Here is an 8,458-nt window from a genome sequence, read left to right on the forward strand (position 1 = left end):
TCGGTGGTGGTTGCCACGAGACGCTAGAAACGCGGACGTAGAGGCGTCAAACACCCCTGACTCCCGGTCGGAGTGACGGCGAAGGCGAAATTGTTTCGTTTCAGGTCAGCAGGGGGAGGGCCCTCAGCGGAGCGTGTCCCGCGCTCTGAAACTTTCGGAATCGGAGAGCGGCCACGCCGGTCACCGGCTGGGGGGCGCCGTGGACGCGCGGACGACCAGCCGCGGCCGGTAGACCAGGTTCTGGTGCCGGTGGCCCGGGCGGGACTCGTCCAGCAGCATCGCGGCGGCGGTCCGCCCCAGCTCCCGCTTGGGCTGCCACACGGTGGTGAGCGGCGGAGCGAGCTGCGGGGCGAACACGACGTCGTCGTACCCCACCACCGACATCTGACGGGGGACGTCGATTCCCCGGTCCCGCAGGCCGCCGATCACCCCCAGCGCCGCGAGGTCGTTGACGCAGACGATCGCGGTCGGCCGGTCGGGCAGCCGCAGGATGTGGTCCAGCGCGGCCTCGGCGGTCGCGGCGACATCCGGCGGAGGTATCCGCACCTCCAGCACCGCGCGGTCGGGATCCAGCCCCGCCTCCCGGAACGCCTTGCGTACCCCCGCGTGCCGGTCGGTGCTCTGCTGCACCTCCACCGAGCCGGTGAGCATGACGACCCGCCGGTGCCCCAGGGAAATCAGGTGGGCGGCGGCCTGCTCACCGCCCGACACGTTGTCGACCGACACCGAGCACAGCCGTCCGTCGCCCATATGATCCAGCAGCACCACCGGGACGCCGCGCCCGGACAGGGCGACCAGCGGGTCCAGGCCGGTCGCGACCGGCGTGATCAGCACGCCGCGCACCCCCTGCTTCTCCAGCTCCCCCAGGTAATGCTGCTCACGGCCCGGCTGCACGTCGGTGCTGCAGGTCATCAGCATGCACCCGTCCTGCAGCAGCCGGTCCTCCACACCCCGGCACACCTCGGTGAAGAACGCGTTGGCCAGGTCGAGCACCACCGCGCCGACCAGCGGGCTCGGCACCCCGCGCAGGCGTCTGGCCACGTTGTTGGGCACGTACCCGACCTGCTCCATCGCCGACAGGACGCGCCGGCGGGTCCCCTCGGCGACCAGTTCGGGATTGTTGAGGACGTTGCTCACCGTCGAAGGCGAGACGCCCGCTATCTGCGCGACAGAGCGCATACCGCGGCGGCGCGGCGCGGAGACCTCCGGGGTATCCCCATGCACAGAAGCACCATATCCAGCCCGAGGCCGAGTGAAGACCTCGGCGGCGATGCGCGCGGCGGCGGCCGCGGACGCTCGCCAGGTACGTCCGCGGCCGCCGCCGGGGGATCACCTCAGATAGATGTTCGGCCTGGCGGGGGTCGCCATGCCGTCCCCGAGGAAGAAGCCGGTGTGGGGCGGCTGGTTGTAGGCGGTGTTCTGCCAGGCGATCGCGAGCCGGTACACCGGGTCGTGCATCAGCGTGTAGATCTGCCGGGTCGCCGTCGCGGTCGTGCTGTAGATCCGCAGGGCGGTGTTGTCACCGGTCGGCCAGACGACCTCCTCGCGCCAGTCGCCGAACAGGTCGGCCGACAGCGAGGGGGTGGACTTGGTGCCGTTGTTGGAGTGCACCCCGCTCGCCGTCAGCAGCCGGGTGTCGGAGCCGGTGCCGTACTTGTCGATGTGGGTGCCGTCGAGCAGTTCCCGGACCGGGTCGGCGTCCCACCAGGCGAGGAAGTTCGCCGAGCCCGGCTTGCGCCCGACGTTCTGCCCCTTCGTGTTGTAGACGCCGCTGACGGCGGACGACCACGACTCGGCGCCCGGACTGCCGGCCCAGATGTCGTCGGAGACGCCGCGCCCGTTGTCGCAGCCGCAGGAGGCGTTGCTCCAGATGATCGAGCCGGTGCGGGCGTCGGCCATCCACGCCGCGGGCTTGCTGGTGTCCTCGTCGACCTTGAACACCTCCAGCCCCGCGCGTGACGGGTCGAGGTCGCCGACGTGCAGCGCGTCGCCGTGGCCGTTGCGGGTGTTCCACAGCGCCGAGCCGTTCTCGTTGATCGCCATCGCGCCGAAGACGATCTCGTCCTTGCCGTCGGCGTCGACGTCGGCGACGGCCAGGTTGTGGTTGCCCTGGCCGGTGTACTGACTGCCGGCGGAGTTTGAGTCGAACGTCCACCGCTTGGTCAGCGAGCCGTTGCGGAAGTCCCACGCCGCGATGACCGTACGGGTGTAGTAGCCGCGCGACATGATCAGCGACGGGCGGGCGCCGTCGAGGTAGGCGGTGGCGGCGAGGAAGCGGTCCACGCGGTTGCCGTAGTTGTCACCCCAGGAGGAGACCGTCCCGCGCGGCGGGTCGTAGTTCACGGTGGACATCGCCTTGCCGGTCTGGCCGTTGAACATCGTCAGATATTCGGGACCGGACAGGACGTAGCCGGAGGAGTTGCGGTAGTCGGCCGAGGAACTGCCGATGACGACGCCGGTGCCGTCCCTGGTGCCGTCGGCGGTCTTCATCGCCACCTCGGCCCTGCCGTCGCCGTCGTAGTCGTACACCTGGAACTGCGTGTAGTGGGCGCCGGCGCGGATGTTGCGGCCAAGGTCGATCCGCCACATGCGGGAGCCGTTGAGCTTGTACGCGTCCACGAACACGTTGCCCGTGTAGCCCGACTGGGAGTTGTCCTTGGCGTTGGACGGATCCCACTTCAGCACGAACTCGTACTGCCCGTCGCCGTCCAGGTCGCCCACGCTCGCGTCGTTCGCGCTGTAGGTGTAGGCCACCCCGTCGGGCGTGGTGCCGCCGGACGGCGGCTGGATCGGCACGTCCAGGTAGCCGTTGGCCAACCGCAGCGACGTCTGCGACGCCGCCTGCTCGGCGCCGTTCACCACGGCCCGCACGGTGTACGCGGCGTCGGCGGCGGCCCCGGAGTCGAAGTAGTTCGTGGAGGTGGTGATCGGCGAGGAGTTGAGCTTCGTGGATCCCCGGTAGACGTTGAATCCCGTGCCGATGCTCTCGGTGCCGAGCAGCCGCCAGGAGACCAGGTTGCCGCTGCCCGACCGCACGCTGATCAGGCCACGGTCGAGGTCCTCCATCTGCCGCGCGCCCGCCGGGATGCTCGTGGGGCTCGCCGACGGGCTGGGCGACGGACTCGGCGACGGTGTCGGGCTCGCACTGGGAGAGGCGCTGGGGGACGCGCTGGGAGAGGTGCTGGGGGACGCGCTGGGACTGCTCGTGACCCCGCCCGTGCAGGTGGTGCCGTTGAGCGCGAAGCTCGCGGGCACGGGATTGGACGAGTTGTTCCACGAGGCGTTGAAGCCGAACGACGCCGTGCCGCCGGTGGGGATGGCCGCGTTGTAACCGGCGTCCTTCGCGCTGACCTGCGCGCCGCTCTGGGTGACCGTGGCGTTCCACGCCTGCGTCACGGTCTGGCCCGCGGCGTACGACCAGGTGAGGGTCCAGCCGTTCACCGCGTCGCCGAGGTTGGTGATCACGACGGCGGCGCCGAAGCCGTCCTGCCACTGGTTGCTCACCTGGTAGTCCACCCGGCAGCCCGCCGCCGCCGAGGCCGGCAGGGCCGGCAGGACCGCTGCTCCCGCGAGCGCGGCGGCCGAGGCCACGGCGGTGAGCAGAGCGGATCTTCGTCGTGTGGTCATCCAAACTCCAGGGGGGTGCCGATGGGGACCGACGGCGGAGCCGTGACCGCGCTCGCGACGCGCGGCGCGGGGACGCGTGGTCGGGGTTGTCCGAAGCGATACCTCCGGGGGCGGGCCGAGCCGTGGCGGACGGTGCGACAGGATGCGCGGGGGTGCGTGCGCCGGGGGTCATACCGGTTCATACAGGGTCATGCGGGGTGCCTGAGTGCGCCATCACAACGCGAAACCGGCGGTGTGGTCAATCAGCTCCGGTTCAGCGATGTGAACGCAATCATCGGATGCGTCCGGCTGAGCGGATCTCCGGCTGGTAGGGCCGGGTACCGGCGGCTCACCTGCGAGGGGTGTCCGCTCCGACGATCACTGAAACTTTCAGTCCCCGCATGTCCTGCCGACTTGTGAACGATCACAGGTCTGATCTCTCGCTCCGCCTCTCCGGCCTCCGCCGCGGCGCCGCTGCATCCGTGGCCACGGCGCGGTGCGAAGTCCTTGAAGGAGCCGTACGGCGGCCGGAAGGGGGAACGCTGATGCCACAGCCAGCCGAGGTGATCGTCGTCGGCGCCGGACTCGCGGGCCTGGCCTGCGCCTGGCACCTGCACGAAGCGGGTGTGACGGTCCGGGTCCTGGAGGCGTCCGACGGCGTGGGCGGCCGGGTCCGCAGCGACCTGGTGGACGGCTTCCGCCTCGACCGGGGCTTCCAGATCTTCAACACCAGCTATCCCGAGGCCGCCCGGGTCCTCGACATCGGCGCGCTGGACCTGCGACGGTTCACCAACGGAGCGATGATCTTCCGGGACGGCCGGCGCGAGCGGGTCGCGCTGCCGTGGCGGCATCCCCGGCACGCGCTCAGCGGCCTGCTCGCGCATGTCGGCACACCGGTGGACAAAGCGGTCCTCGCCGCGGTGACCGCCCGCGACCTGCTGCTCCCCGGCTCCCTCGTACGGCGGCGCGGCCGGGCGGAGCGCACCACGCTGGCCGAGCTGCGGCGCTGGGGCGCGTCCCCCGAGATCGTCGAGAACCTGTTCCGCCCCCTCCTCGCGGGAGTCGTGCTCGAACGGGAGCTGGAGACCTCCAGCCGGATCTTCCACCTCCTGTGGCGGTCGTTCTCCCGCGGCAGGATCGGCGTGCCGGCCCTCGGCATGGAGCGGATCTCCGCGCAACTCGCCGCCCGCCTGCCGGAGGGCACGATCTCGCTGGAGACGCCGGTGCGCGCGCTGACCCCCGGCGGCGTGGCCCTCGCCGGCGGGGGCGAGGTCCCGGGCGCGGCCGTGGTGGTGGCGGTGGATCCGCCCACGGCCGGGCGGCTGGTGCCCGGCCTGCCGGTGCCCGCGATGCGGCCGGTCACGACCTTCTACCACGCCGCCCCGGCCTCGCCCCTCGGCGAGCCCACGCTGATCGTGGACACGAAGGGAGCGATCACCGACACGATCGTGATCACCGACGCGGCGCCCGAATACTCCGCCGACGGCCGGGCCCTGATCTCCACCTCGGTCCTCGGCGTACACGGTGACCGGGACGAGCCCCGGGTGCGGGCCAGGCTCACCGAGATCTACGGGGACACCTCGTCGTGGGAGCACGTCGCGACGTACGCGATCGAGGCGGCCCTGCCCGCGATGCCGCCCCCGATGCCGCTGCGCCGCCCTGTCCGCTTGGAAGCGGTGGGACTCGGCGCCCGGCGCTACGTGTGCGGCGACCACCGGGACACCGGCTCCCACCAGGGGGCGCTGGTCTCCGGACGGCGGGCCGCCCGGGCGGTGCTGGAGGACCTGCACCGGGCGGCGCGGGTCCGGGGCCGCCGCTCCGTCCCCGCGGCGACCCCGCAGCCCTGATGAGCCGGGCCTACCTGTCGCCGTTGCCGGGCAGGTCCAGCCAGCGCTGCATGCAGACGATCAGCTCCTCGGCGTCCACCGGCTTGGTGACGTAGTCGCTGGCGCCCGACGTCAGGGTCTTCTCCCGGTCGCCGTGCATGGCCTTGGCCGTGACCGCGATGATCGGGAGCTGGGCGAAGCGCGGCATGGACCGGATGGCGGTGGTGGCGGCGTAACCGTCCATCTCCGGCATCATGATGTCCATCAGCACCAGGTCAACGTCGTCGTTGCGCATCAGCACCTCGATGCCCTTGCGGCCGTTCTCCGCGTACAGCACCTGCATGCCGTGCAGTTCGAGGATCGTGGTGAGCGCGAAGACGTTGCGCACGTCATCGTCCACGACCAGCACCTTGCGGCCCACGAGCGCGCTGTCGAGCTTCCCGAGCTCCTGCGCCCCCTCCTCCGACGCCGGCTGCACGAGCGGCAGGACGTCGCCGGGCTCGTCGGCGGACAGGTGCAGCGTGATCCGCTCACGCAGCTCGTCGAGGCTGGGCAGAAGCTCCAGCGGCTGGTTGCGGGAGCGCACCTGCAGCAGGTCCTCCTGCGGGCGCGACAGCTTGCGCGAGTGGTGCGCGAGGACCGGGAGCGCGCGCAGCGCCGGATCGGAGTCGAGGCCCTTGAGGAAGTCGGCCGCGGCGTCCTGCGGCATGCCGAGGTCGAGCACCACGCAATGGACGCTCTCCTGCCACAGCGTCGACAGCGCGGACTGGGCGTCGCTCGCGGTCGACACCTGGACCGGGCCGTGGGTGTCGTGCAGGTCGGCCGCGACGCTCTGGGCCAGCATGGACAGCAGGCCACCGGGCCTGGCTTCGACGACCAGCAGGCGGCGCCGCGCGCTGCCGTCGTCCCTGCCGTAATCCCTGCCGTCGTCCTGAACCCTGCCACCCGAGGTCCGCGCCGCCGCGGGCGCCGGCTGCGGGGCGGTCAGCCGCGGCCGCGCCTCCCGCGCCTCCGGTTCGCCCCTCTCGGCGTCGTCGACGCGGGCCAGCGGGAGGTAGAGCGTGAACGTGCTGCCCTCGCCCAGCGTGCTGGCCGCGCGGATCTCGCCGCCGAGCAGGGTCGCGATCTCCCGGCTGATCGACAGACCGAGGCCGGTGCCGCCGTACTTGCGGCTGGTGGTGCCGTCGGCCTGCTGGAAGGCGTCGAAGATCTGCGAGAGGTTCTCGGCGGCGATGCCGATTCCGGTGTCCGCCACGTGGATGGCCAGGATCTCCTGGTCGCCGGCGTCCGGCAGGGCCACACCGGCCGCCCGTTCGATGCGCAGCTCCACCGAGCCCGCCTCGGTGAACTTGACCGCGTTCGACAGCAGGTTGCGCAGCACCTGCCGCAGCCGCTGCTCGTCGGTCAGCAGCTCGGCCGGCACGTCGGAGGCCACCGTCACCTCGAACCGCAGGCCCTTCTGCGTGGTGAGCGGGCGGAAGTTGGCGTCCACGTAGTCGAGCAGCTGACGCAGGCTGACCGGCTCCGGCGTGATGTCCATCTTGCCGGCCTCGATCTTGGACAGGTCGAGGATGTCGTTGATGAGCTGGAGCAGGTCGGTGCCGGCCGAGTGGATGACGTTGGCGTACTCCACCTGCTTGGGCGTCAGGTTGCGGGTGGGGTTCTGGGCGAGCAGCTGCGCCAGGATGAGCAGCGAGTTGAGCGGGGTGCGCAGCTCGTGGCTCATGTTGGCGAGGAACTCGCTCTTGTACTTGGACGCCAGGGCGAGCTGCTGGGCCCGGTCCTCCAGCTCCTGACGGGCCTGCTCGATCTCGCTGTTCTTGGTCTCGATGTCGCGGTTCTGCTGGGCCAGCAGCTCCGCCTTCTCCTCCAGCTCGGCGTTCGAGCGCTGCAGCTCCTCCTGCCGCACCTGGAGCTCGGTGGCGAGCCGCTGCGACTCGGCCAGCAGCGCGTCGGTGCGGGCGTTGGCCACGATCGTGTTGACGTTGACGCCGATCGTCTCGACGAGCTGCTCCAGGAAGTCCCGGTGGATCTTGGCGAACCGTCCGAGGCTGGCCAGCTCGATCACGCCGAGCACCTGGTCCTCGACCACGATCGGCAGCACGATGAGGTTGACGGGCCCGGCCTGCCCGAGGCTGGACGACACCGTCAGGTAGCCCGGCGGGATGTCCTCCACCAGGATCGTCCGCCTGGCCTGAGCGGCCTGGCCGACCAGCGAGTCGCCGAAGGCGTATCGCCGCGAGGTCTCGCGGTGGCCGTAACAGCCGACCACCCGCAGCTCCGCGCCCGCCGTGGTCTCCTCGGCCAGCAGGAACGTGCCGTGCTGCGCGTTGACCAGCGGCGCCAGCTCGTTCATGACGAGCTCGGCGACCGCCGACAGGTCGCGGTGGCCCTGCATGAGCCCGGAGATGCGGGCGAGGTTGGTCTTGAGCCAGTCCTGCTCCTGGTTGGCCCTGGTCGACTCGCGCAGGGACTCCACCATGGAGTTGACGTTGTCCTTGAGATCGGCCAGCTCGCCCTCCGCGTCCACGGTGATGGAGCGGGTCAGGTCGCCGGAGGTGACCGCGCTGGTCACCTCGGCGATCGCGCGGACCTGCCGGGTGAGATTGCTGGCCAGCTCGTTGACGCTCTCGGTCAGCCGCTTCCAGGTGCCGGACACGCCCTCGACCTCGGCCTGGCCGCCCAGCCGTCCCTCGGTGCTGACCTCGCGGGCGACGCGGGTGACCTCGGCGGCGAAGGAGGACAGCTGGTCGACCATCGTGTTGATGGTCGTCTTCAGCTCCAGGATCTCGCCGCGGGCGACGACGTCGATCTTCCTGGTCAGGTCGCCCCGCGCGACGGCCGTGGTGACCTGGGCGATCGAACGCACCTGGTTGGTCAGGTTGTCGGCCATCGAGTTGACGTTGTCGGTGAGGTCCTTCCAGGTTCCCGCCACGTTGGGCACCCGGGCCTGGCCGCCGAGCTGGCCCTCGGTGCCGACCTCGCGGGCGACGCGGGTGACCTCGTCGGCGAACGCGCTCAGCGTG

At 71.1% G+C, this 8,458-nt stretch carries 4 protein-coding genes; 1 reads left to right on the forward strand and 3 read right to left on the reverse strand.

Annotation, left to right across the window (positions count from 1 at the left end):
• Window positions 1–180: 180 nt before the first annotated feature.
• Both AB0J39_RS22590 and AB0J39_RS22595 read right to left on the reverse strand, forming a co-directional pair.
• Window positions 181–1,179, reverse strand: a complete 999-nt coding sequence (locus tag AB0J39_RS22590) for a LacI family DNA-binding transcriptional regulator (protein ID WP_363467913.1) — start codon at window positions 1,177–1,179, stop codon at window positions 181–183.
• Between the two features lie 150 nt (window positions 1,180–1,329).
• On the reverse strand, window positions 1,330–3,627 hold the full coding sequence (locus tag AB0J39_RS22595; protein WP_363467905.1) for a cellulose binding domain-containing protein: 2,298 nt from the start codon (window positions 3,625–3,627) through the stop codon (window positions 1,330–1,332).
• Window positions 3,628–4,151: 524 nt separating this feature from the next.
• On the opposite strand from AB0J39_RS22595, the gene AB0J39_RS22600 reads away from it, so the two are divergent.
• Window positions 4,152–5,453 (forward strand): NAD(P)/FAD-dependent oxidoreductase, encoded by a 1,302-nt coding sequence (locus tag AB0J39_RS22600; protein ID WP_363467908.1) that lies wholly within the window; start codon window positions 4,152–4,154, stop codon window positions 5,451–5,453.
• A 10-nt stretch (window positions 5,454–5,463) separates the two neighbouring features.
• On the opposite strand, the gene AB0J39_RS22605 is transcribed toward AB0J39_RS22600, so the two are convergent.
• Window positions 5,464–8,458: response regulator (locus AB0J39_RS22605; protein ID WP_363467911.1), on the reverse strand; the 2,995-nt coding region annotated here is incomplete at its 5' end.

The organism is Microbispora sp. NPDC049633 (assembly GCF_040675265.1).
Lineage (GTDB): Bacteria > Actinomycetota > Actinomycetes > Streptosporangiales > Streptosporangiaceae > Microbispora > Microbispora maris.